Source organism: Sphingomonas sanguinis (assembly GCF_019297835.1).
Taxonomy (GTDB): domain Bacteria; phylum Pseudomonadota; class Alphaproteobacteria; order Sphingomonadales; family Sphingomonadaceae; genus Sphingomonas; species Sphingomonas sanguinis_D.
Genome location: NZ_CP079203.1, coordinates 2617174 through 2637325, shown reverse-complemented (window position 1 = coordinate 2637325; position 20152 = coordinate 2617174). Strand labels below are relative to the sequence as shown.

Here is a 20152-nt window from a genome sequence, read left to right as displayed (position 1 = left end):
CGCCGGGGGGAATCGGCGACGCTGCTCGACGATTTCACGGACACGTTTTCCACTCATGTTTCTTGCCACCGACGAAGCCCTGATCCTGTCCGGCGGAACCGCCACGCGCCCGATCGGCCGCGTGGCCGTGCTGCCCATGGGACGCCTGGCGCGGTGGCGCATCGCCGCGCGCGAGATCGACTGGGTGCCCGATCTGGGGACGCAGATCGGCAGCCGCAGTTGGTGGCGGGGGCTGGCGACTTGTTCGGCGCTCTGTGCCGCGACCATTGCGATGGCGCCGGGCTTTCACCGTCCGATCGTCGGGCAGGCGCCCGCGCCCCTCACCGGCGAGGTGCGGAGCCACGAACGGGCGCAGGCGATCGCCCCGCTGGCGCTCGGCGCGGACAGCGGACAGCGTCTGGCCGCGAACGAACTGGTCACGCATCTGGCCGAAGCGCCCGAACGACCGATGGTCGAGCTGTCGGCAACCATCGGCGCGGGCGATCGGCTCGACCGCGTGCTGCAACGCGCAGGCGTGTCGAGGGATCAGGCGCGCGCCGCCGCCGCGCTGATCGACCCGGTGACGGACGGTGAGGCGATCCCGTCAGGCACACGCATCGCGCTGACGCTAGGGCGGCGAGCGAGCCGCTCGGTCGCCCGGCCGCTGGAGACGATGAAGCTGCGCGCGCGCTTCGACCTGTCCGTCACCCTGACCCGTACCCCGCAAGGGTTCGAGATGATGCAGGCACCGATCGCGATCGACCGCACGCCGCTCCGCCTGCAAGGACTGGCGGGATCGAGCCTGTACCGTTCGGTCCGCGCGGCGGGCGCCCCCGCCAAGGTGGTCGAGGCCTATATCAAGGCGCTGGCCGCGCGCATGTCGGTCGGCCGCGACGTCAAGCGATCGGACAGTTTCGACCTCATCATCGAGCGCGAGCGGGCCGCGACCGGCGAGACCCGGCTGGGCAAGCTGCTGCTCGCCGGGCTGGACCATGGCGGGCACAAAGTTCAGCTGGCACGGTTGGCCGATGACGATGACGGCCAGTGGTATGACGTCAACGGCCAGAGCGAGAAGCGCGGCGCGATGGGGATGCCGGTCGCGGGGCGCGTGACCTCCTCCTATGGCAAGCGCGTCCATCCGATCCTGGGGTTCATGCGGATGCACAAGGGGACCGATATCGGTGCGCCCTATGGCACGCCGATCCATGCGATGATGGACGGCGTGGTCAAGTTCGCCGGGCGGTCGGGCGGATACGGCAATTTCGTCAAGCTGGCACACGCAGGCGGGATCGCCAGCGGTTACGGCCATATGAGCCGCTTTGCCGTTCGCTCGGGCGCGCATGTCCGCCAAGGCCAGGTGATCGGCTATGTCGGCTCGACCGGCATGTCGACGGGTCCGCATCTGCACTGGGAAGTGTGGAAGAACGGCGCCGTGGTGAACCCGCGCACGCTGAAGCTGGCGAGCATGGCGGTGCTGTCGGGCGCGAAGCTGCGGACATTCCGGCGTGAGGTGCAGGCGTTGCTGGCGGTCAAGCCGGGGCGGTAGGGCGCCTCACGCTCCTCCCACCGTTCACACTGAGCGAAGTCGAAGTGTACGTTCCGCGCTAAGTCGTGAGGGCTGATCCCGTGGCCTTCGACTTCGCTCAGGCTGAACGGAGGAGGAGGTACGGAGGAGGTGGAAGTGTTACTTCCCCGCCGCGCGCCAGCGGCCGATCGTCTCGGCCAGCACCCGGTTCCCCCCCGACGGCCTGCCCCAGAGCGCGGTGATCGTCATGTCGTTCGATGCGGGCCGCTTGTCCTCGTCCAGATGGTCCAGGCTCGCCCGCATCGGGAAGCTCACGCCTTCGCCGCACAATATCGCCTCGCGGTTGCGCAGCGCCGATATGGTGTCGAGCAGCCCACGCCCGCCCTCGGGCATCGCCGATCGCACCATCGCCTGATCGCGTTCGTTGTTCAGCCGCATCGCGATGATCGTGCCGCATTGCGACAGCACACCCTCGGCCAGGTCGGACGGGCGCTGGGTGACGAGGCCCAGCGAGACGCCATATTTGCGCCCCTCCTTGGCGATGCGCGACAGGATGCGTCCGACCGCCGAATCCTGTTCGGCGCGCGCGGGGATGTAGCGATGCGCCTCTTCGCAGACCATCAGCACCGGGCGACGCTCCGAAGGGTGGGTCCAGACGGCATGGTCGAATATCATCCGCGCCAGCACCGCGACGACCACGCTGGTCACGTCCGACGGCACGCCCGACACGTCGATGATCGAGATCGGCCGCCCGTCGCCCGGCATCCGCAGGATCCGCGCGAGGAAATCGGCCATGCTGTCGGCGACCAACATGCCGGAGAACATGAAGGCGAAGCGCGGATCGCCCTTGATCTCCTCGATCCGGGACTTGATCCGCTGATAGGGGGCGAGGTCGCCGACCCGGTCCAGCTTGCTCATCTCCTGGGAAAGCTGCGTGGTCAGGTCGGACAGCAGATAGGGGATGGGCGTGTCAACGGTGACGCGCGGCAGTTCGGCGGCGGCGCGGTTGCGCATCCGGGCAGCGAGCAGGCATTTGGCGAGCACGTCCATGTCGTTCTGGCGCTGCTCGCCACCCGCCGAGAGCAGGATCTCGCAATGCTCGGCGAAGTTCATCAGCCAATAGGGCATCCGCAGATTGCCGACATCATGGATGGTGCCGGTGTCGCGGAAACCATGGGCATATTCGCCGTGCGGATCGATCATCACGATATGGCCGAGCGGCGCATGATCGCAGATGCGGTGAAGGATCATCGCGGTCGCGGTCGACTTGCCGGTGCCGGTCGACCCCAGGACCGCGAAATGCCGCCCCAACAGCGCATCGACCGCCAGCGTCGCGGGGACGGTACGCGCGGGGTGGACCGTGCCGATCGTCACCGTGGTCTGCGCGCGGTTCAGGTGGATGCCCGCCAGCTCGGCATCGGTGATCGCATGGATCGTCGCGCCGGGCATGGGATAGGCGGTGACGCCGCGCCGAAAGCCATGAAGGTCGCCCGTCTCGGGTCGGCGCATCCCCTCGCCCATCAGGTCGATCTCGGTGGTCAGCGCGGCGGCGTCGCTGGCGGGATCGAGCGAGAGCGAGCGGATCGTGCCGATGATCCAGCGGTCGCCGTGCCTGATCTTGACCGGCATCGCGACCTGTCCCGCCGCCGCCAGCACCGGATCGTCGGCATCCGCCAGCGCGGCCAGCGCCTGGCGATCGAGCACGATCCGCCCCGACGATCCGGTGATGCCGAGCAGCCAGCCGATGACCGGCGTGTCGTTGGCTTGAAAGTCCGGTAGCGAAGACATGAGGAGCGCCGTCATTCCGTGGGGGGAGAGGGGCGGACGCTAAGCCGATAGGCTTAAGATTTTCCGACCCTTACACCCGCCGCGCGATCCATCCGGCAGTCCAGCCGAGCAGGATCGACAGCGCCACCGCCGTCAGGCCGTAGGGGATGGCGGCCTTGTCGGCGGCGCGCGCGACGAAGCGCTCGAACCCCGATTTGCGGATGTCGATGTCGCGCACGGCGGCGGCCAGCACGCGGCCGTCGCGGATCAGGAAAGTCTCGGCGGTGAAGCGCCCGACCGGCACGCGTGCCGGGATGGTGACGCGAGCGCGGTAGAGCACGTCATCGGTAATCTCGACGGCACGTGGCGCCTCGACATACAGGCCGCTGCGGCGGCGCTGGTCGACCAGACCCTGCTGGAACCGCGCTTGGACATTGGCGGGCGCGGCGGAGGCGGGCGAGAGCTGCAGGCTGTCGAGCCCGAGTTCGTAGATGGCGCGGGTGCGATCGTCGACGATTCGCTCGATCGGCCGCGACGAGGCGATGGCGTAGAAGGACGGCGCCGATTGATAGCGCAGGCGCCCGGCATTGACCCAGAGACCTGCGATCTTCTCCTTCTCGCGGATCAGGATCGACTGGGTGGGGCCTTTGACCACCACGACGATGTCGGTCGCCTTGTCGTCGCTGGGCGGGCGGCCGCCGGGATAGAGGATCGCGCCGAACAGCAGCAGCTCCGCGCCGGTGAAGCTGTAGGCGATCTGGATATCGCGCTGCGACACGTCGGGGACCAGCACCGGCTTGGCCTGCGCCATCAAAAGCGGCGATAGCAGCGCCAGGATGACGGGAAGGCGTTTCACAGGGGCTGGACCGTGAAGATTTCCTCGGGCCGCCATACCAGGCCCAGCAGGATGCGAAGGCCGACCAACAGTACGATGACGGCGAGTGCCAGCCGCAGATATTCGGGCTTGGCATTGGTGGCGAGCTTCGCGCCGACCTGCGCCCCCGTCACCGACCCGATCAGGAGGAGGCCAGCGAGCACGATATCGACCGCCTTGGTCGTCGTCGCATGGACCATGGTCGCGGCGGCGGTGACGAACAGCGTCTGGAACAGCGAGGTGCCGAGCACGACATTGGTCGCCATGCCTAGGATATAGATCATCGCCGGGACCAGGATGAACCCGCCGCCGACGCCCAGCAGGATGGTCAGGATGCCGGTGAAAAAGCCCAGCATCAGCGGGGCGAGCGGCGAGATGTACAGGCCCGAGGCATAGAAGCGGGTGCGGAAGGGCAGTGCCGCGACCAGCGGATGATGCCGCCGCCGTGCCGCTTTCTGCGGACGCCCGCGCCGCTGCGCCAGGATCGCGCTCGCCGCCTCGCGCGCCATGACCGATCCGATCCACCCCAGCATCAGCACATAGACGATGGCGATGACCGTATCGATCTGCCCGCTCGCTTGGAGCAGGCGGAAGATCCACGCGCCCGCGAACGATCCGACCACGCCGCCCGCGACCAGCACGCCGCCCATCTTCACATCGACCCCGCCGCGCCGCCAATGCGCGGACACGCCCGAGACGCTGGCCCCCGTCACCTGGCTGGCGGCGGAGGCGGCGGCGACGGTCGGCGGGATGCCATAGACGATCAGCAGCGGCGTGGTCAGGAACCCGCCGCCGACCCCGAACATCCCCGACAACAGGCCCACACCCGCCCCCAGCGCGATGATGACGAGCGCATTGACCGACAGGTTGGCGATCGGAAGATACAGGTCCACGGCCGCGTTATAGACGCACGCGCCTTTCCGAACAGTGTCGAAGCGTCAGAAATCGCCCGCGAGTGTGAGCGCGGGGCCGGAATCGGGGGCTGCGCGTCCCGCCACCCGCTGCCGCCAATCGAGTGACAGGCGGACACGCCGATCGGCAAGGGGCAGGGCGATGCCCAAGGTCGGCCCGACATCGAGCCGCTGCGCATCCCGCTGTGCCCCGCCCCAGAGTCCCAGCCCGAGGTCGATCACAGGTGTCAGCGATGTGCTGATCCGCGCCGCGCCGTCCGCGAACGGCTCCACGGAGCCTCGCGCCACCGCGCCGCCCTGCGCATAGGCGGTGACGGTCACACCCGGCGCTATGGTGCGCGGGCCATAACCCGCCACCGCCAGCAATGCCGTTCCGCCCCGTCCGGTATCGAGCGGCACCCGATGTTCGACGATCAGCCGTAGGGGGAGATGACGCGACGGCTTCCAGTCGAGACCCGCCGCCATTTCGCGGCCAAGTCCGTCCCATGGCGCGGACACTCGAAGGCTGGCCGACAGATCGCCGTGCCGGTCAAGTCGTCGGAGAAGACGCATCCCCGCCTGCGTCCCACCCAATTGACCCCCCGGCAGGAGTGCGCCGCCACCCTGACGCGCGACCGCCCACAGGCTGGCGCTCCATCGATCCTTGGGGCTGGGGAGCGGCGGCAGGGTCGGAATGGCCGGTCGCGAGGACGATGCCGGAACAACTGCCTCGGGAATTTCCTCGGGGTTTGGCGGGATAGCCCACTCGGCTGCTTCTCCGTCGGGCGGGGCGATCGCGAGCGGGGGCGCCATCGGATGCTTTACGGGCGGCATCCGCACCATGGCTTGGCGAACAGCGACGACCGTCACGGCTCGCGCTTTCGCCGCCGGTCGGGGCGTCATTCGCACCACATCCACCCCCGGCTCCGACGGCAACAGGAACGCGACCCGCCCCATCGTCCACAGCGCCAGCGTCCCACCCAGAAAGCGCAGCGGACGTCCGCTCACGGCTGGGCCGAGACATCCGGGAAGACATGCCGCGTCTTGTCCCACACCACCGGGCGACCGCGCAGGATCAGCAGATAGCGCATCATCGCGCGTGGTGCCGCCGCCAGCGCCACGAAATTGCCGACGACGAAGCGCGGCAGCGACCACAGGGATTCGCGCGTACCGTATGTCCGCCCGGTAAAGACCATCCGCACGCTCAACCGCCATCCCAGCAACAGCGTATTGACGGCGAAGAGCCAGCCCAGTCCCGGATCGAGCGCGGGCAGCGGTGTTGCTTCGATCTCATGCAGCGCGATCGCCGCCGCATCGGCAAACAGCCCCAGATAGGCCGCCGCCAGCACCAGCATGGCGAGCGGGCCGCGGCGGTCGCGCAGCCGCCACCAATGGTCGCCCAGCGCCAGCGGCTTTCCCCAGCCGGTACGATCCCAGCCGATCAGCGCGATCCCCGTCATCCACCGCGCCTTCTGCCGAACCGCCGCGACCAGATCGGCGGGGAAGAAGGCGCGTACCGCGACGACTCCACCCGTTTCGTCCGTCACCCGCGCGAACAGCCCTTCGCCGCCCAGCTCGGCGATGCGCAGGCCCAGCTCATAATCCTCGGTCAGGCTGGTCGCATCGAACGGATCGCCGCCACGTCGCGCGGCGATCTCGGCCAGCATGGCGGGCGCGATCGCGCATCCTGTGCCCGCCAGCGGCATACCCGCGCCGATCCAGGTCCGCACGATCAGCTGCTTGCGATGGCTCTCCGCGAACTCGTCCGCATAATGCCCCGACACCAGCCGCGATCCCGGCACTACCAGCGGCAGGACCGGCAGCTGCACCACCGCACGTCCCTCGATCAGCGAGTCGAAGACGCTCAGCTCGGCGGGATGCACGACATCCTCCGAATCGTGCAGGACGATCGCCTTGACCGAAAAGCCTTCCGCCGCCCGGTCGCGGGCCAGCGCGTGCCATAGAGTGTTGAGGCAATCCGCCTTGGTCGTCGGTCCCGCCCGGCCACCGACGACCAGCCGCACGCGCGCGTCCGTCTCGGCGACATCGGCCGCCGCCGCGATGCTCGCCGGATCATTGGGGTAAAGCCCGACATAGAGGCGATAATCGTCATGCCGGAACCGCGCCAGCGCGGTCGACAACATTGCGCCGATCACCTCGGCCTCGTCCCAGGCGGGGATGAAGACGATCATCCGCCCCGTCGTGACCGGTGCGGACAGATGATGAAGGTGCATCCGGCCCTTGCGACCCGCCCCTGCCCGCCGCGCCAGATAGAGAAGGTCGACCAGCAGGTCGTCCAGTCCGCCGATCAGCAGTCCTGCGCCCGCGAACAGCAACAGCTCGCGCGCGATGACATCCACCGCTTCGATGATTCCGCCCATCTGGCAATCCCCCTTTGCCGGGGGCGAGCCTGCCTGTCCGAAATGGCGGTTTCAACCACATCCATTGTCCATTTCGGATCAATCGCTGCTCGGCCGCCATTCGGCTTGGATCATATCTCTGATTTCGCTGGTGAATGCAGACCTATGGTTGCGCCGTCTGTTGCGGTGCAACATATGGGGCGGTGAAAGGATATCCCATGGCCCGGACATTTCCCCCCGGCATCGTCCACACCGCGCTGGCGGTGGGCGGTTTTGCGATCGGCACGACCGAGTTCGCCGCGATGAGCCTGGAGCCCGATCTCGCGCGCGGGCTGGGCATCGATGCACCGACCGCAGGGCATGTCATCAGTGCTTATGCGCTGGGCGTGGTGGTGGGTGCGCCGTTGCTCGCGGTCCTGTCGGCCAAGCTGGCGCGGCGGACGCTGCTGATCGCGCTCATGCTGATGTTTGCGCTGGGCAATGGCCTGTCGGCGATGGCGCCGGATTATCATTGGATGCTGGTCTTCCGCTTCCTCAGCGGGCTGCCGCACGGTGCCTATTTCGGGATTGCGGCGCTGGTCGCAGCCTCGCTTGTCCCCGAGTCGCGGCGGACGGTGGCGGTCGGGCGAATCATGCTCGGCCTGACGGTCGCGACCGTGATCGGCGTGCCGCTGGCGCAGATGCTGGGGCAGTGGCTCAACTGGCGCTGGGTGTTCGGCGTCGTCGCGGCACTCGCGCTGTTGACCGCGACTTTGGTCGCCATCGCCGCACCGCATGACCGGCCCGACGAGGGCGCGAGCATCCGTCGCGAACTCGACGCGCTGAGCAAGGGGCAGGTTTGGCTGACGCTCGCCATCGGCGCGATCGGCTTTGGCGGCATGTTTGCGGTCTATACCTATCTGGCGGCGACGCTGAACGAAGTGACGGGAGCGTCGACCGTGATCATCCCGCTGGTGCTGGCGGTGTTCGGGCTGGGCATGACGATCGGCAATATCGTCGTGCCGCGCTTTGCCGACCGCGCGCTGATGCCGACCGCCGGGGGCTTGCTGCTCTGGTCGGCGGCGATGCTGGCGCTCTATCCGCTGGCGGCGGGCAGCCTGTGGACGATCCTGCCCATCGTCTTTGCGATCGGGTTGGGTGGGGCGCTGGGCACGGTGCTCCAGACCCGGCTGATGGACGTGGCGGGCGAGGGGCAGGGGCTGGCCGCCGCGCTCAACCATTCGGCGTTCAATACCGCCAATGCGATCGGCCCCTGGGCGGGCGGCCTAGCCATCGCCAACGGGTTGGGATGGACCTCGACCGGCTATGTCGGGTGCGGGCTGGCGCTGGGCGGGTTCGTGATCTGGCTGATCGCGATGCGCTTCGGTGGGACTAGCGCGCCAGCGGATCGATCGAATCGCCCGGTGCTGTCGCACTGAGGCTTTTCGCCACCGCCTCGACCCGCTCCATCACGCGCAGGATGTTGCCGCTGGTCAGGCGCATCAAGTCGGCATCGCTCCAGCCGCGCCGCACCAGTTCGGCCAGCACCAGCGGATAGCCGTCGACGCCGGTCATCCCTTCCGGCCCGGTGCCGTTGATCCCGTCATAATCGCCACCGAAGCCCACCGCGCCATGTCCGGCGACGCGCGCGATATGCTCGATATGATCGGCGACCATCGCCGCCGTCACGCGCGGCGGCGGATTGGCGGCGTCCCACGCAGTAAGCGGCGCCGGGCTGCGAGGGCCATAGACATTGGCGGGCACGCCGACCGACCGGGCATAGGCGGTGCGCTTCACATCCCAGGCGCGCCAGTCGCTCGACAGGAAGGCTGGGTAGCAGTTCACCATCACCACCCCGCCGCCAGCGCCGATGCGGCGGAGCAGCGCGTCGGGAATGTTGCGCGGCGCATCGGCCAGCGCGCGGGCGTCGGAGTGCGAGGCGATGACCGGTGCCTTGCTGGCGTCCAGCACCGCCGCCATCGTCGCGTCGGAGACATGCGCGACATCGACGATCATGCCGATCCGGTTCATCTCGGCCACCACCGCGCGACCAAAGGGGCTGAGGCCGTTCGCGATGGGGGTATCGGTCGAGGAATCGGCCCAGGCCAGGCTGTGGCCATGGGTGAGCGTCAGATAGGCGACGCCCAGCGCTTTATATTGGCGCAGTACCGAGAGCCGCCCGTCGATCTGGTGCCCGCCCTCGACCCCGATCAGCGAGGCGATCCGGCCGCCGTGCGACAGGCGGCGGATATCCTCGGCGGTCCGCGCCATCGCCAGTCGCTCGGGATGCGCCGCGACGAGGCGGTGCACGCGGTCGATCTGCTCCAGCGTCATCTCGACCGCGTGGGGGCCGGTGACGTCGGCGGGAATCCACACCGACCAGAATTGTCCGCCGATCCCGCCACGCTTCAGTCGGGGAAGATCGGTCTGCAGCGGATGGGGCAGGGCGGCGGTGCCGGTCGCGAGCGAAGGCGATTCGGGGGGAAGCTCCGAGTCGCGCAGCTCCCAGGGCAGGTCGTTATGCCCATCGACGATCGGTGCACGGGCCAGGATCGACTCGACCCGGCGCGTGATCGCGGGATCGGCGGCCTGGGCGAGAAGGAGCGCGATCAGCATGTCGGTCGCTGCTCGAAGCGGGTGAGGCTGGGGTCGATTCCATGGTCGTGGGGCAGGACCAAGTCGACCCGGGCGGCGGGCGGGCCGTCTGTGGCGTCAGCGATCATCTGCGCAACGGATGCGTCAGGGCCTTGGATCACCGCCTCGACCGAGCCGTCCGCGCGATTGCGCACCCAGCCGGTCAGTCCCAGAAGTTCGGCGCGGCCGAGGAACCAGTAGCGATAGCCGACGCCCTGCACGCGCCCGGTGATATGAAGATGGCGGCCGATCATGCCCGCGACTGTCGCGCGGACGGCGGCGAAAGGGAAGTTCCGATTCCTCCCCTGCAAGGGGAGGATTGTTGGTTCGCGCGGAGGCGCGGAGGTCGCAGAGAAGGACATTTCTTCTCCGCGACCTCCGCGCCTCCGCGCGAACGAATGTCAGACCTTCTCAGTCAGCTCCGGCACGACGGTAAACAGGTCGCCGACCAGACCGATGTCCGCCACCTGGAAGATCGGCGCATCCTCGTCCTTGTTGATCGCGACGATGACCTTGGAGTCCTTCATGCCCGCCAGATGCTGGATCGCGCCCGAGATGCCGACCGCGACATAGACTTCCGGCGCCACGATCTTGCCGGTCTGCCCGACCTGATAGTCGTTGGGGGCGTAACCCGCATCGACCGCCGCTCGGGACGCGCCGACGGCCGCCCCCAGCTTGTCGGCGAGCGGATCGATCAGCGCATGGAACTGCTCTTCCGACCCCAGCGCGCGACCGCCCGAGACGATGATCTTGGCGCTGGTCAGCTCGGGCCGGGTATTCTCGGCCTTTTCCGCGCCGACGAAGCGGGACTTGGCGGCATCGCCGGTGGAGGCGACCGCCTCGATCTCGCCCGCGCCGCCTTCGGCCGCCGCCTTCTCGAAAGCGGTGGTGCGGACGGTCAGGATCAGCTTGGTGTCGCTGGTCTTCACCGTCGCGATGGCGTTGCCCGCATAGATGGGCCGGGTGAAGCTGTCCGGCCCTTCGACCGACAATATGTCGCTGATCTGCATCACGTCGATCAGCGCGGCGACACGCGGCGCGATGTTCTTGCCGGTCGTCGTCGAGGGCGCGAGGAAGGCGTCGTGATGGCCCATCAGCTGGGCGATCAGCGGCGCGACATTCTCGGCGAGCGCATTGGCGTAGGCCGCGTCGTCGGCGACGTGGACCTTGCCCACGCCGGCGATCCTGGCGGCGGCCTGCGCGACGCCGTCCACGCCCTGCCCTGCGACGATCAGGTGCACCTCGCCCAGCTTAGCGGCCGCCGTGACGGTCGCCAGCGTGGCATCCTTGACGGACCCGCCGTCATGCTCGACCCAAACCAGCGTCTTCACTTGGCCACTCCCAGTGCTTTCAGTTTCTCGACCAGTTCGTCGACCGAGCCGACCTTGACGCCCGCCTGGCGCTTGCCCGGCTCGGCGACATGGGTGATGGTCAGGCGCGGGGCGATGTCGACGCCGTAGTCGGCGGCGGTCTTGGTCACCATCGGCTTGGACTTGGCCTTCATGATGTTGGGCAAGCTGGCATAGCGCGGTTCGTTGAGGCGAAGGTCGGTGGTGACGATCGCGGGGAGCGTGAGGGCCACCGTTTCCAGACCGCCATCGACCTCGCGGGTGACGTTCGCCGTCTCACCCTCGATCTCGACCTTCGAGGCGAACGTGCCCTGCGCCCAGCCGAGCAGGCCGGCCAGCATCTGACCGGTCTGGTTGTTGTCGCCGTCGATCGCCTGCTTGCCGAGGATGACGAGGCCCGGCTGTTCCTCCTCGACCAGCTTGGCGAGCAGCTTGGCGACGCCGAGCGGTTCGACCGGCTGGTCGGCGGTGATCAGCACCGCCCGGTCCGCGCCCATGGCCAGTGCGGTGCGCAGCGTGTCCGCCGCCTTGGGCTCACCGATCGAGACGACGACGACCTCGGTCGCCGCCCCCTTCTCCTTCAGCCGGATCGCCTCTTCCACCGCGATCTCGTCGAACGGGTTCATCGACATCTTCACGTTCGCCAGGTCGACGCCCGTCCCGTCCGCCTTCACGCGCGGCTTCACGTTATAATCCAACACCCGCTTCACGGGCACGACGATCTTCATCGCGGTTCCTTCCCGGCTGAACAGCCAAACATGCCGCCGTCTTTGGCGGCGTTGCGAGCGCATCGCAAGCGTTCCGCCCGACCAACGAGAAAGGGGCCCGGACGTTTCCGCCCGAGCCCCTCTAAATCGGTCCGTCAGGGCCGAAGGTGCGGCTTAGGCGACCTTCTGAACCTCGGCGACGATCTTCTTGGCGGCGTCGCCCAGATCGTTGGCGGGGACGATGGCGAGACCCGAATTGGCGAGGATTTCCTTGCCCTTCTCGACATTCGTGCCCTCGAGGCGGACGACCAGCGGAACCTGCAGGTTCACTTCCTTCGCCGCCGCGACGATGCCGTCGGCGATGATGTCGCAGCGCATGATGCCGCCGAAGATGTTGACCAGGATGCCCTTCACGGCGGGATCGCTCAGGATGATCTTGAACGCCGCCGTCACCTTCTCCTTGTTGGCGCCGCCGCCGACGTCGAGGAAGTTGGCCGGGAACATGCCGTTCAGCTTGATGATGTCCATCGTCGCCATGGCGAGGCCGGCGCCGTTGACCATGCAGCCGATGTCGCCGTCGAGCTTGATGTACGCCAGGTCGTACTTCGACGCCTCCAGCTCCATCGCGTCTTCTTCGGTGGTGTCGCGCAGTTCCATCAGGTCCTTGTGACGGAACATGGCGTTGCCGTCGAAGCCGACCTTGGCATCGAGCACCATGAGCTTGCCGTCCTCGGTGACGGCGAGCGGGTTGATCTCGATCTGCTCGGCATCGGTGCCCAGGAACGCGGCGTACAGCTTCGACGCGACATTGGCGGCCTGCTTGGCGAGGTCGCCGGTCAGCTCCAGCGCGGCGGCGACGGCGCGGCCGTGATGCGGCATGAAGCCGGTCGCAGTGTCGATGTCGATCGAGTGGATCTTCTCCGGCGTGTCATGCGCCACGGTTTCGATGTCCATGCCGCCTTCGGTCGAGGCGACCATCGAGACGCGACCGGTCGCGCGGTTGACGAGCAGCGCGAGGTAGAATTCCTTCGCGATGTCGACGCCGTCGGTCACGTACAGGCGGTTGACCTGCTTGCCCGCTTCGCCGGTCTGGATGGTGACCAGCGTGTTGCCCAGCATGTCGGTGGCGGCAGCGCGGACTTCGTCGGCAGTCTTGGCCAGGCGGACACCGCCCTTGGCGTCGGGGCCGAGTTCCTTGAACTTGCCCTTGCCGCGGCCGCCCGCATGGATCTGCGCCTTGACGACGTAGAGCGGTCCGGGGAGCTTGGACGATGCCTCGACGGCCTCCTCGACGGTCATCGCGGCGAAGCCGGCGGGGACGGGCACGCCGAACTTGGCGAGCAATTCCTTGGCCTGATATTCGTGGATGTTCATGCGCTAGCCTTCCGCCTCTCGGGTGGTTCTAGGGAAATTGGGTGTGGCTAAAGCACAGGCTGACGGACAAATCCACCCCGAAACGGCGTTAATGCAATTGCATCGCAAATGCGTTTTACGGGTGGTCGGGGCGGTCCCCGGACGTGACCGACGGAATAGGAAGCAAATTTATCGCAAATGCGTTATGGTCACCCGATGAACTGGGCTCTCGGCATCCTTCTGTTTCTCGGCACCGTGATCTTCATGGAGGGGTTCGCCTATGCGGCGCACCGATGGATCATGCACGGGCCGGGCTGGTTCCTGCATGAGAGCCATCATCGGCCACGCACCGGCAACTGGGAATTGAACGATCTCTATGCGGCGATCTTCGCGGTTCCGTCCTTCGTAATGATCCTCGGCGGGGTGCAGCTGGGCTGGTGGCTGGGCTTTACTTGGATCGGGGCGGGAATCGCCGCCTATGGCGCGATCTATTTCGGCTTTCACGACATCATCGTCCATAAGCGTCTTCCGACCCGCTATCTACCCAAGTCCGATTATATGAAGCGGATCATCCAGGCGCACCGGCTGCACCATGTCGTCGAGACGAAGGAAGGCACGGTCAGCTTCGGCTTTCTGGTCGCGCCGCGGCCCGAGGATCTGAAGGCGGAATTGAAGAAGCGCGCACGGGCGGGCGTGCGTCGGCCTGCGGGTGCTCCTGAGCGTGTCGGGGGCGAACGGCAGGATGCCCTGTTGACGGAAAAATAACCTTGTTCAGCGAAGAGGGGAACGTCATGGAAAAACCGGTCTTCACGCCGCCTTTCGAGCCCGTTCCTGGTCAGGAGCTTCGCCAGTCGCTTCGCCATGCGGTGCGAATGCGCGCGCATCTGCGCGACAAGGGACAGACCCGGTTCGAGATCGACGTGGTCGACCTGTCGCCCGAGGGTTTTCGCGCCGAAACCAGCTTCACGCTATGGCCGGGCACGATCGTCTGGCTGACGCTGCCGGGCCTCGCCCCGCTGGAGGCGGTGATCGCTTGGCGCGACCGGTTCAAATATGGCTGCGCCTTTTCCAAGCCGCTCCACCCGGCGGTGTTCGAGCATATCGTCGCGTTGGGGAATCGCTGAGTTTTTTCCTGTCGTGAGCGTATCCCGTGCGCTTCGACTTCGCTCAGTGCGAACGGAGCGTATGGTTAGCCTCAACCTCCGTTCAGCCTGAGCGGAGTCGAAGGCTACGGGAATCGCTTAGCTGAGCAGGTGACGGGGGCGGGCGACGATGATCGCCAACGGCCCCCGCCCATCCTCAATCGAACAGGCTAGACACGCTCGTCTCGTCCGCGATGCGCTTGATCGCCTCGCCGAGCAGCGGGGCGATGGGCAGGTGGCGGATCTTGCCGGTGGTGTTGATCGACTCGTGATTGCCGATCGAGTCGGTGATGACCAGCTCGCGCAGTTCCGATCCATCGACTCGCGCCACCGCGCCGCCCGACAGCACGCCGTGGGTGACATAGGCGACGACGTCTTCCGCCCCCGCCTGGCGCAGAGCGGCGGCCGCGTTGCACAGCGTACCCGCCGAGTCGACGATATCGTCGATCAGGATGCAGAAGCGGCCTTCCACGTCACCGATGATGTTCATCACCTCCGACTCGCCCGCGCGCTCGCGGCGCTTGTCGACGATGGCGAGCGGCGCGTTGTTGAGCCGCTTGGCAAGCTGGCGCGCACGGACGACGCCGCCGACATCGGGCGAGACGACCATCAGATTGTCGTTCTTGAAGCGCGCCAGAATGTCCGCCGACATGACCGGCGCGGCATAAAGATTGTCGGTCGGGATATCGAAAAATCCCTGGATCTGACCGGCATGGAGGTCGACCGACAGCACGCGATCGGCGCCCGCGACGGTGATCAGGTTGGCGACCAGCTTGGCCGAGATCGGCGTGCGCGGGCCGGGCTTACGGTCCTGGCGTGCATAGCCGAAATATGGGATGACCGCGGTGATGCGGCTGGCCGACGCGCGCTTCAGCGCGTCGATCATGATGAGCAATTCCATGAGGTTGTCGTTGACCGGATAGCCGGTCGACTGGATCACGAACACGTCCTCGCCGCGGACGTTTTCCTGAATCTCGACGAAGATTTCCTCATCGGCGAAGCGGCGCACCAGCGCCTCCGTCAGCGGCACCTCCAGATAGGAGGAAATCGCCTTCGCCAGCGGCAGGTTCGAATTGCCGGTCATCAATTTCATGGTCGTACCCCGTCCCCGCAGACAGCCCGTAGTCGCGGCCCCTTTAATCGCGCTGTCACAATAGCGCAAAGGTGATTCCCCGATTATGGGCGAGCACCATGACCGTGACCCGTTTCGCTCCCTCGCCCACCGGGCGGCTGCATGTCGGCAATATCCGCACCGCGCTGCACAACTGGATGTACGCGCAAAAGGCCGGAGGGCGCTTCCTGCTGCGCATCGACGACACCGACGCCGAGCGGAGCGAGGAACGCTATGTCGAGGCGATCCGGGCGGATTTGGCCTGGCTGGGCCTGATCCCCGATGCCGAGGTGCGGCAGTCGCAGCGTTTCGCCTTGTACGAGGCGCGCTTTACCGAACTGGTCGCGGGCGGCCATGTGTACCCCGCCTATGAGACGGCGCAGGAACTGGACCTGAAGCGCAAGATTCAGCTCGGGCGCGGCCTGCCGCCGGTGTACGACCGCGCTGCGCTGTCGCTTTCGCAAGAAGACCGCGCCAAGCTGGAGAGCGAAGGCGTTCGCCCGCATTGGCGGTTCAAGCTCGACCACGGCGCCCCGATCGAATGGGATGACGCCGTGCGCGGCCCCCAGCGCTTCGACCCCGCGACGATGAGCGATCCGGTGATCCGCCGCGCCGACGGGACGTGGCTCTATATGCTGCCTTCCGTCATCGACGATATCGACATGGGCGTGACTCAGGTGGTGCGGGGCGAAGACCACGTCTCCAACACCGCTCTCCAGATTCAGATGTTCCAGGCGTTGGGGGCCGAGCTGCCGCGCTTCGCCCATGCCGCGTTGCTGACCGGCAATGAGGGCAAGCTGTCCAAGCGACTCGGCTCGCTGGGCGTCGATCACTTTCGCGAGATCGGCATCGAGCCGCAGGCGGTGCGCGCGCTGCTGGCGCGGATCGGGACCAGCGATCCAGTCGAGCCGGTCGCCGACATGGCCCCGCTGATCGCCGGGTTCGATTTCACGCGCTTCGGTCGCGCGCCCGCGCGGTTCGACGAGACGGAACTGGCGCAGTTGAACGCGCGCATCCTCCACCAGACGCCGTATGAGGCGGTCGCCGACCGGCTGCCGACCGGGATGGGTGTGGCGGAGTGGGAGGCGGTGCGCCCCAATCTCAACACCGTCGCCGAAGCCGCCGACTGGTGGCAGGTGATCGAGGGACCGGTCGACGCGCCCGAGCCTGCCGAGGACGACCGCGCCTATCTGGCGCAGGCGGCCGAGGTCGTCGCCCAGATCGACTGGGCGGGTGACCCCTGGCACGCGCTGACCGCTGCACTCAAGGACGCGACGGGGCGCAAGGGCAAGACGCTGTTCCTGCCGCTGCGACTCGCCTTGACCGGCCGGGCGCAGGGGCCGGACATGGCCGCGCTGCTGCCGCTGATCGGGCGCGAGCGGACAATCGCGCGGCTGAACGGCTGATTTACGCCGCCACCTTCCAATCCCGTACCCGCTCGCCCACATAGGGTCGAGCAACACGTAAAGGAGCGTCTTTTGGCCACGTTGGGAATGTCGCCCGCCGACAAGGAAGCCGTTACCGCATTCCGCCGCGATGTCGTCGAGCCGTCGATGACCAAGCTGGTCATCCTGGACTTCTGGGCGGAATGGTGCGGGCCGTGCAAGGCGCTGGGCCCGACGCTGGAGAAGGTCGCCGAGGCTTACGCCGACAAGGGCGTCGTGCTGGCAAAGATCGACACCGACAAGAACCAGTTCATCGCTAACCAATTCCAGATTCGCTCGATCCCGACCGTCTATGCGATGTTCCAGGGCCAGCTGGTCGCCGACCTGACCAGCGCGCGTACCGAAAGCGCGCTGCGCACGATGCTGGACCAGCTGCTCAAGCAATTGCCGATCCAGTCGGAGGCGGCGGACGCGGCGGCCGAGCTGGAACCGCTGATCGCGATGGGCGAGGAAGTGCTGGAGGCCGGCGACGCCGAGCGCGCGCTGTCGATCTTCCAGCAGCTGCTAGACATGGCGCCGGAGCATCCCGCCGTGCTGTCGGGGCATATCCGCGCGCTGCTCGCGGCGGGTCAGGTTGTCGAGGCCGAGGCGGCCGCAGAGGCGCTTCCCGAGGCTCTGGCGAAGGACCCCGCCATTCACCGGGCCATTGCTGCCATCGCGCTGGCGCGTTCGGCTCCTCCGGCAGCGGACTATGCCGGTCTGGCGGATGAGGTCGCGGCCAACCCCGAGGATCACGAAAAGCGGTTCGCGCTGGCGAACGCGCAGATGGCGGCGGGCGACCGCGACGGGGCGGCGGACAATCTGCTCCATATCGTTGCCGCCGACCGCAGCTGGAACGAGGATGCCGCGCGCCAGCAGTTGCTCAAGCTGTTCGAGGTCGTCGGCATGACCGACCCCTGGGTGTCGCAGCAGCGGCGGCGGCTGTCCGCCATCCTGTTCGGGTAACGCGAGATGGCGCGGCTCTCGATCTTTCCGCTGGCGGGTGCGATCCTCTTTCCGGGGATGCCGATGCCGCTGCACATCTTCGAGCCGCGCTACCGGGCGCTCGTCTCCGACGCGATGGCGCGCGACCGGCGGATCGGCATGGTCCAGCCTTCGGGCGATGGTGACACGCCATCGCTCTACCAGATGGGTTGTGTCGGCCGCATCGCCGAGGTCGAGGCGATGGAGGATGGCCGCTACAATATCGTGCTGGAGGGCGTCTCGCTGTTCCGCATCGTCCGCGAGCTGGAGGTGACGACGCCCTTCCGCCAGGTCGAGGCCGAGCTGCTGCCGGTGATCGACGAGGATTTGCTGTCGCTCGGCCGCCGCGCCTCGCTGGAGCAGGAATCGAAGCGTTTCGCCGATCTTCAGGGCTATGCGGTCGACTGGGACGCGGTCGGGCGGCTGGACGATGAAAGCCTGGTCAACGGCATCGCCCAGATCGCGCCCTTCGACGTGGCGGCCAAACAGGCGCTGCTGGAGGCGCCCGATCTGGAGCAGCGCGCCGAGCTCATCATCCAGTTGATGCAATTTTTCGGACGCCATGACGGCGAGGATCGGGGGACGCTGCAATGAGCCTGGACCCATGGTTGCTCGAACGGCTGGTGTGCCCGGTCACGCGGACGCCGTTGCGTTATGACGAAGCGGCGCAGGAGCTGGTGTCGGAGGCGGCTGGTCTCGCCTATCCGATTCGTGACGGCGTGCCGGTGATGCTGGTCGAGGAAGCGCGGCAGCTCTGACGGCCACCCATCCCCTCCCTCCGTTCCGCCTGAGCGAAGTCGAAGGCCACGGGATTGCCTCGCCGCACGCTCAGGGCGTGCACTTCGACTTCGCTCAGTGCGAACGGGGATTCATATAGAGCGCGAAGGCGGCATGCCCCGTGACAACGAATGTTTCTTTATCAAATATAGGGAGCACGGCTGCCGCCGCCCCAAACCGATTTCTGCGTCCTCCGCGCCTCCGCGCGCACCCCAGTCCCACCCTCCGTTCGCACTGAGCGAAGTCGAAGTGCACGTTCCGCGCTCGCGGATAGGGTGGAGCGTGGCCTTCGACTTCGCTCAGGCGGAACGGAGGGTGGGATTGTTCAGATGAGCCGCCCCACCAACGCCACCAGCACGATGACCAGCGCCGCAACGCTGGAATAAAACCCCAGCGCAAAACCGAATGCCCTAGCCACCGCGCCGCGCGTGTAATTGGCCCAGAACAGCGTCCGCCCGACCGAGAACAGCGCCGCCAGCATCGGGATCATCGCCCCCGACCCCTCGACCACCCAGGCGAGCGCCAGATAGGCGGGGATCGCCAGCACCACCTGCTCCAGCGTGTTGCGCAGCACCGCCTGCGCCATCGCGATACGCGGCGAATCGGGGCTGCCGCTGGCCGCCGCATCGATATCGGCGGGCGACTCGAACCGTAGCGCGGCGACATGGCCGATCGCTGCCGCCAGCCACAAGGCGGCCACCGTCGATGCCGCCACCGCGCGCAGCATCCGGTCGGTGGGGGAGAGCGGATGCCCGAGGCTCCACCCGACCAGCAAGGTCAGCAGCACCACCGCCAGCGCGGCGGCCATGGCGCGGGCTACGCCGGTCTGGCGGCGGTCGCGGATCGGGGTTCGGAGCGGACGGGTGGGATGGTCAGGCCCAGGGATCATAGCTGCCGAAACTCCAGACATAGCCCTCCGGATCCCGCGCGGTGTAATCGCGGCCGCCATAGGGTTTGTCCTCGGGTTCGATCAGGATGATCGCCCCGGCCGCTCGCGCCTGCTCGGCATGGCCGTCGACATCCTCAACGACCAGATACAGGCCCAGCGTGGTACCGCCCGCCTGGGCCGGGGTCTTCAGGCCGGTGGCTGCGCAATGCGGCGTATCGAGCGCGCTCGACACCATCACCATGCGGTCCTGCCACAGCAGTTGCGCGTGGTGGATGATGCCCGGATCGTCCGGGTCGGCGACGACCATGTGGCGCGCGAACCCGAAGGCGGTGCAGAGAAATTCGATGGCGCGGGGCGCATCCGCATAGCGGAGGCTGGGAATGATTTCGTGCCGCATCGAATCTCCTG

The 20152-nt window shown here is 67.3% G+C and carries 21 protein-coding genes; 8 read left to right on the top strand and 13 right to left on the bottom strand.

Annotated features, from left to right (window positions below):
* Nucleotides 1–55: 55 nt before the first annotated feature.
* The gene (locus tag KV697_RS12290; RefSeq protein ID WP_219018434.1) at nucleotides 56–1525 is read left to right on the top strand and encodes a M23 family metallopeptidase; all 1470 of its coding nucleotides are present in this window, start codon (nucleotides 56–58) and stop codon (nucleotides 1523–1525) included.
* A gap of 138 nt (nucleotides 1526–1663) precedes the next feature.
* Here the strand turns inward: KV697_RS12290 and KV697_RS12285 are convergent, their stop codons facing one another.
* The 5 genes from KV697_RS12285 to KV697_RS12265 all read right to left on the bottom strand — a co-directional run bounded on the left by KV697_RS12285 (nucleotide 1664) and on the right by KV697_RS12265 (nucleotide 7416).
* Nucleotides 1664–3292, bottom strand: a complete 1629-nt coding sequence (locus KV697_RS12285) for an ATP-binding protein (protein WP_257575307.1) — start codon at nucleotides 3290–3292, stop codon at nucleotides 1664–1666.
* Between the two features lie 70 nt (nucleotides 3293–3362).
* On the bottom strand, nucleotides 3363–4082 hold the full coding sequence (locus KV697_RS12280; RefSeq protein ID WP_219021381.1) for a TIGR02186 family protein: 720 nt from the start codon (nucleotides 4080–4082) through the stop codon (nucleotides 3363–3365).
* Between the two features lie 41 nt (nucleotides 4083–4123).
* Complete coding sequence (locus tag KV697_RS12275; protein WP_219018432.1) at nucleotides 4124–5038, bottom strand: sulfite exporter TauE/SafE family protein; 915 nt, start codon at nucleotides 5036–5038, stop codon at nucleotides 4124–4126.
* A 45-nt stretch (nucleotides 5039–5083) separates the two neighbouring features.
* Complete coding sequence (locus KV697_RS12270; RefSeq protein WP_257575306.1) at nucleotides 5084–6043, bottom strand: hypothetical protein; 960 nt, start codon at nucleotides 6041–6043, stop codon at nucleotides 5084–5086.
* Nucleotides 6040–7416, bottom strand: coding sequence for a glycosyl transferase family protein (locus KV697_RS12265; RefSeq protein WP_219018431.1), 1377 nt, complete (start codon nucleotides 7414–7416; stop codon nucleotides 6040–6042). The genes KV697_RS12270 and KV697_RS12265 overlap by 4 nt, the downstream gene beginning before the upstream one ends.
* A gap of 197 nt (nucleotides 7417–7613) precedes the next feature.
* On the opposite strand from KV697_RS12265, the gene KV697_RS12260 reads away from it, so the two are divergent.
* Nucleotides 7614–8813, top strand: a complete 1200-nt coding sequence (locus KV697_RS12260) for an MFS transporter (protein WP_219018430.1) — start codon at nucleotides 7614–7616, stop codon at nucleotides 8811–8813.
* On the opposite strand, the gene KV697_RS12255 is transcribed toward KV697_RS12260, so the two are convergent.
* The 5 genes from KV697_RS12255 to sucC form a co-directional block, all read right to left on the bottom strand.
* The gene (locus KV697_RS12255) at nucleotides 8767–9990 is read right to left on the bottom strand and encodes a dipeptidase (protein ID WP_219018429.1); all 1224 of its coding nucleotides are present in this window, start codon (nucleotides 9988–9990) and stop codon (nucleotides 8767–8769) included. The two genes, KV697_RS12260 and KV697_RS12255, sit on opposite strands and share 47 nt — an antisense overlap.
* Nucleotides 9984–10262 carry an acylphosphatase gene (locus tag KV697_RS12250; RefSeq protein WP_219018428.1) on the bottom strand — a complete coding sequence of 93 codons (279 nt, stop codon included), beginning with the start codon at nucleotides 10260–10262 and terminating at the stop codon, nucleotides 9984–9986. The genes KV697_RS12255 and KV697_RS12250 overlap by 7 nt, the downstream gene beginning before the upstream one ends.
* A gap of 147 nt (nucleotides 10263–10409) precedes the next feature.
* Entirely contained in the window at nucleotides 10410–11339 is a 930-nt protein-coding gene (locus KV697_RS12245; protein ID WP_219018427.1) for an electron transfer flavoprotein subunit alpha/FixB family protein, read from the bottom strand.
* Entirely contained in the window at nucleotides 11336–12085 is a 750-nt protein-coding gene (locus KV697_RS12240) for an electron transfer flavoprotein subunit beta/FixA family protein (RefSeq protein WP_219018426.1), read from the bottom strand. Before KV697_RS12240 ends, KV697_RS12245 begins: the two co-directional genes overlap by 4 nt.
* A gap of 153 nt (nucleotides 12086–12238) precedes the next feature.
* On the bottom strand, nucleotides 12239–13438 hold the full coding sequence (gene sucC / locus KV697_RS12235; protein WP_058746346.1) for an ADP-forming succinate--CoA ligase subunit beta: 1200 nt from the start codon (nucleotides 13436–13438) through the stop codon (nucleotides 12239–12241).
* Between the two features lie 195 nt (nucleotides 13439–13633).
* Between sucC and KV697_RS12230 the strand changes: the two genes are divergently transcribed.
* Both KV697_RS12230 and KV697_RS12225 read left to right on the top strand, forming a co-directional pair.
* Nucleotides 13634–14182 carry a sterol desaturase family protein gene (locus KV697_RS12230; protein ID WP_219018425.1) on the top strand — a complete coding sequence of 183 codons (549 nt, stop codon included), beginning with the start codon at nucleotides 13634–13636 and terminating at the stop codon, nucleotides 14180–14182.
* 26 nt (nucleotides 14183–14208) lie between these two features.
* Nucleotides 14209–14541: a PilZ domain-containing protein gene (locus tag KV697_RS12225; protein ID WP_219018424.1), complete on the top strand. Its 333-nt coding sequence runs from the start codon at nucleotides 14209–14211 to the stop codon at nucleotides 14539–14541.
* A gap of 175 nt (nucleotides 14542–14716) precedes the next feature.
* Here the strand turns inward: KV697_RS12225 and KV697_RS12220 are convergent, their stop codons facing one another.
* A complete protein-coding gene (locus tag KV697_RS12220) occupies nucleotides 14717–15652 on the bottom strand; it encodes a ribose-phosphate pyrophosphokinase (protein WP_042487036.1) in 936 nt (311 codons plus the stop codon).
* Between the two features lie 98 nt (nucleotides 15653–15750).
* On the opposite strand from KV697_RS12220, the gene gltX reads away from it, so the two are divergent.
* From gltX to KV697_RS12200, 4 genes are all read left to right on the top strand, one after another.
* Nucleotides 15751–17076, top strand: coding sequence for a glutamate--tRNA ligase (gltX, locus tag KV697_RS12215; protein ID WP_219018423.1), 1326 nt, complete (start codon nucleotides 15751–15753; stop codon nucleotides 17074–17076).
* Between the two features lie 87 nt (nucleotides 17077–17163).
* Nucleotides 17164–18060, top strand: a complete 897-nt coding sequence (locus KV697_RS12210; RefSeq protein WP_219021379.1) for a tetratricopeptide repeat protein — start codon at nucleotides 17164–17166, stop codon at nucleotides 18058–18060.
* Between the two features lie 6 nt (nucleotides 18061–18066).
* Nucleotides 18067–18672 carry an LON peptidase substrate-binding domain-containing protein gene (locus KV697_RS12205; RefSeq protein WP_219018422.1) on the top strand — a complete coding sequence of 202 codons (606 nt, stop codon included), beginning with the start codon at nucleotides 18067–18069 and terminating at the stop codon, nucleotides 18670–18672.
* On the top strand, nucleotides 18669–18836 hold the full coding sequence (locus KV697_RS12200) for a Trm112 family protein (RefSeq protein ID WP_219018421.1): 168 nt from the start codon (nucleotides 18669–18671) through the stop codon (nucleotides 18834–18836). Before KV697_RS12205 ends, KV697_RS12200 begins: the two co-directional genes overlap by 4 nt.
* A 344-nt stretch (nucleotides 18837–19180) precedes the next feature.
* On the opposite strand, the gene KV697_RS12195 is transcribed toward KV697_RS12200, so the two are convergent.
* Nucleotides 19181–19744 carry an MAPEG family protein gene (locus tag KV697_RS12195; protein ID WP_219018420.1) on the bottom strand — a complete coding sequence of 188 codons (564 nt, stop codon included), beginning with the start codon at nucleotides 19742–19744 and terminating at the stop codon, nucleotides 19181–19183.
* Complete coding sequence (locus tag KV697_RS12190) at nucleotides 19728–20141, bottom strand: VOC family protein (protein WP_219018419.1); 414 nt, start codon at nucleotides 20139–20141, stop codon at nucleotides 19728–19730. The genes KV697_RS12195 and KV697_RS12190 overlap by 17 nt, the downstream gene beginning before the upstream one ends.
* Nucleotides 20142–20152 lie beyond the last annotated feature (11 nt).

What these genes read in the sequence shown, in the direction of transcription:
- KV697_RS12290 (WP_219018434.1), top strand. Translation starts at nt 56, where the DNA reads ATGTTTCTTGCCACCGACGAAGCCCTGATCCTGTCCGGCGGAACCGCC.
- KV697_RS12285 (WP_257575307.1), bottom strand. Translation starts at nt 3,292, where the DNA reads ATGTCTTCGCTACCGGACTTTCAAGCCAACGACACGCCGGTCATCGGC.
- KV697_RS12280 (WP_219021381.1), bottom strand. Translation starts at nt 4,082, where the DNA reads ATGGCGCAGGCCAAGCCGGTGCTGGTCCCCGACGTGTCGCAGCGCGAT.
- KV697_RS12265 (WP_219018431.1), bottom strand. Translation starts at nt 7,416, where the DNA reads ATGGGCGGAATCATCGAAGCGGTGGATGTCATCGCGCGCGAGCTGTTG.
- KV697_RS12260 (WP_219018430.1), top strand. Translation starts at nt 7,614, where the DNA reads ATGGCCCGGACATTTCCCCCCGGCATCGTCCACACCGCGCTGGCGGTG.
- KV697_RS12255 (WP_219018429.1), bottom strand. Translation starts at nt 9,990, where the DNA reads ATGCTGATCGCGCTCCTTCTCGCCCAGGCCGCCGATCCCGCGATCACG.
- KV697_RS12250 (WP_219018428.1), bottom strand. Translation starts at nt 10,262, where the DNA reads ATGATCGGCCGCCATCTTCATATCACCGGGCGCGTGCAGGGCGTCGGC.
- KV697_RS12240 (WP_219018426.1), bottom strand. Translation starts at nt 12,085, where the DNA reads ATGAAGATCGTCGTGCCCGTGAAGCGGGTGTTGGATTATAACGTGAAG.
- sucC (WP_058746346.1), bottom strand. Translation starts at nt 13,438, where the DNA reads ATGAACATCCACGAATATCAGGCCAAGGAATTGCTCGCCAAGTTCGGC.
- KV697_RS12230 (WP_219018425.1), top strand. Translation starts at nt 13,634, where the DNA reads ATGAACTGGGCTCTCGGCATCCTTCTGTTTCTCGGCACCGTGATCTTC.
- KV697_RS12225 (WP_219018424.1), top strand. Translation starts at nt 14,209, where the DNA reads ATGGAAAAACCGGTCTTCACGCCGCCTTTCGAGCCCGTTCCTGGTCAG.
- KV697_RS12220 (WP_042487036.1), bottom strand. Translation starts at nt 15,652, where the DNA reads ATGAAATTGATGACCGGCAATTCGAACCTGCCGCTGGCGAAGGCGATT.
- gltX (WP_219018423.1), top strand. Translation starts at nt 15,751, where the DNA reads ATGACCGTGACCCGTTTCGCTCCCTCGCCCACCGGGCGGCTGCATGTC.
- KV697_RS12210 (WP_219021379.1), top strand. Translation starts at nt 17,164, where the DNA reads ATGTCGCCCGCCGACAAGGAAGCCGTTACCGCATTCCGCCGCGATGTC.
- KV697_RS12205 (WP_219018422.1), top strand. Translation starts at nt 18,067, where the DNA reads ATGGCGCGGCTCTCGATCTTTCCGCTGGCGGGTGCGATCCTCTTTCCG.
- KV697_RS12200 (WP_219018421.1), top strand. Translation starts at nt 18,669, where the DNA reads ATGAGCCTGGACCCATGGTTGCTCGAACGGCTGGTGTGCCCGGTCACG.
- KV697_RS12195 (WP_219018420.1), bottom strand. Translation starts at nt 19,744, where the DNA reads ATGATCCCTGGGCCTGACCATCCCACCCGTCCGCTCCGAACCCCGATC.
- KV697_RS12190 (WP_219018419.1), bottom strand. Translation starts at nt 20,141, where the DNA reads ATGCGGCACGAAATCATTCCCAGCCTCCGCTATGCGGATGCGCCCCGC.